The sequence below is a fragment of the Anaerobiospirillum sp. NML120448 genome (assembly GCF_023050945.1).
Classification (GTDB): domain Bacteria; phylum Pseudomonadota; class Gammaproteobacteria; order Enterobacterales; family Succinivibrionaceae; genus Anaerobiospirillum.
The window spans coordinates 1-2,501 of record NZ_JALKIM010000141.1 but is presented as its reverse complement, the minus strand read 5'-3'; the positions used below and the strand labels follow the sequence as shown (position 1 = coordinate 2,501).

1 protein-coding gene is annotated in these 2,501 nt (G+C 38.2%); it reads left to right on the top strand.

Translation table 11 applies throughout. The features are described from left to right. The first annotated feature begins 168 nt into the window (after positions 1 to 168). The gene (locus MXE38_RS12065; RefSeq protein ID WP_246915419.1) at positions 169 to 2,409 is read left to right on the top strand and encodes an IS1634 family transposase; all 2,241 of its coding nucleotides are present in this window, start codon (positions 169 to 171) and stop codon (positions 2,407 to 2,409) included. Positions 2,410 to 2,501 lie beyond the last annotated feature (92 nt).

Sequence of the window (2,501 nt, the reverse complement as noted above, 5' to 3'; positions counted from 1 at the left end):
ACCTGTGTTTAGTAGCAAAAAATCATGAATGCATTATACAACTCTGATATTTATCAGTGCTAGCTATAATTTTGTCTTGTAAAAATTTTTTATACTTGTAGGGTGTCGTGTAGGGGCAAACATGATACAATAAGGCTTCTTTAATTACTGACAATTAAGAGCGTATATATGTACTTTAAGATCAAAAACAGACAAGGCATAAAATACCTTGTCATGGTTGAGTCCTTTAGAGATCCTGAAACAGGCAAAGTTGTAAAAAGAGAAGTTAAGAGCTTCGGTAGATTCGATCAGCTTCCAGAAGAAATTCGTCAAGCGTATGAACAGAGAAATGTTCGTAAAGAGCTTGCTGCTGTGTTAGCTCGTGAAGCCACTGATAAAAAGCTATCCAAGGCTGCAAATATTGCTTTCAAAAGGGCTGGTACAGTCGGAAAAGATGATGCAGTTATTGAAGGTCTTGTTGATGATGATGAGTTACAGTTCAACGGCAAGTATGATCTTCAGTTTGGTCACCTTGCTTTAAAACCTTTCTGGGAGAATGAGTTGGGTCTTAAGTATAAAATCAACTATCTTCAGAAGGCTTATACTGACATCGACTCATGGTCTTTGAATGATCTATTGTTCTATTTAACATTCATAAAAATCATAAATCCTCAGTCATATCTACACGCCAGCAACCACAGAAGCAATTTCATTTACTGCCCATGGAGTGATGCCAATCAAGACTGCTACTATCGAGCTTTAGACTTTGTTCATAACCACAAAGATGAGTTATTAAGTCACGCTGTCAAAACTCATATTGAACGAAGAGGAACTGGTATAAGGCTGGCTTTTTTTGATTGTACAAATACATGGTTTGAGACTCCTTATGATGATGTAACATGGCGTGCAATTCGATATGCTCGAGATGTTCGAGAATCTATGCTTAAGCAGGGAATGACAAACGATGATGTCAATGCTTACATGGATACCGAGGAGTACAAAGAGAACCTTCAGTGTTCCTTAGAGCAAGGAAAAGAAGATGACTTACGTATGAGAGGCATGTCTAAAGAAGGTAGATATGCACAGCCTCTTATATCAATTGCTCTTGCTGTTGATGATACTGGTTTTCCAATTGATTGCCGTGTTTTTGCAGGTAATATTTCTGAAATACATCAGGTTGAGCCTGTGTTGAACAGTCTTCAAGAAAAGTATGGTCTTAAAGACTTCTACTTTGTAGCTGATCGTGGTATCAATGGAACTGAGGTTTTGAGCAAAGTTCAGGAGAAAAATATTGGTTTTGTAGTTGCTCAAAAGGTCTCTCAGCAAAACGAAAAGACCAGAAAAGAAATGCTGGATCTCACAGGCTACAGGAACTATAAGCCAGATGAATTAGGAGCTTTTGTATCTTCAGAATGCAGTGAGTTAATTGAAGACGCTTCTAGATTCAAAGTTTGTGACTATATTAAAACTGCTCGCATAAAAGGTGAGATAGATCCAGACACTGGTAAGGCTAAAACTACCACCGTTAAGGTTCCATGCAAAATTATTTATACTTTCAGTCCTGAAAGAAAAATAAGAGATCTTGCTAACCTCGAACAGTTAAAGAATAAAGCAATTGAGGCTGTTTCGAAAAGAGAACTCATCGGCGCTTCATTGAGTGGATGGCGTTCTCTTGTTCAAACAGAAAGGACTAAAGCTACAGCTAAAAAGAAGGGAAGAAGTCATGCAGATAAAAGTGAAAAAGAGAACTTTAGAGCAATCGGTCTAAAGGAAGACGTGATTGCTAACAGAGAAGCCATTGCTGGTTATGCAGCGGTTATTTTCGATCACCCTAAGTCTTGTGATTTAGAACCACTTTCAGCTACAGCCGTTCTGGATACCTATCACAAGCTGGTAGGCATTGAGGAGAACTTCAGAGTTATGAAGAGTACATTCAATATAAGACCTGTTTATGTTCGCCTTAGCCAAAGGATCGAAGCTCATTGTTATCTGTGCATATTTGCATTGATGATGCTGCGTCTGCTTCAAGACACTCTACTAAAACAAGGTTATAGAATGTCCGCAAAGCGTATAAGTCAAGCCTTGTCAAATGCTAAGGTGTCAGCTCAAAAAGTAACTAAAGATGACATTTACTTCGATTGTTCTAGAGCTGGTGCTGGCATTTTTGCTCCTGCTTACACTGGCAAAGGTTGCCTGCAAGAGCAAAGTAATGACCTTGTTGATAAGCAAGAAGCATTACGTAACTTTTTGAAAGATCAAGTTAATGTTAAGGGAGAAACAAATATTGTACTTGAGGCAGCAGGTCTTGAGTCTGTTGATGGATTGATCTCCTTGAAGCAACTAAAGAGGAAACTAAAAATTGGTGCATACCCAGACAGTAAGATTCTCTCTTATGATCAGCATGAGCTAATAAAACTAGCTTTGCAATAATATAAGTCGACCCCCCACAAGTTTAAAAAAAAAATAAGCCTTAAACCCTTGATGGATAAGGCTTTATCTAGATTTTAGCTCCTAAACACAGG

Coding starts and splice junctions, on each gene's coding strand:
- MXE38_RS12065 (WP_246915419.1), top strand. CDS start 169: ATGTACTTTAAGATCAAAAACAGACAAGGCATAAAATACCTTGTCATG.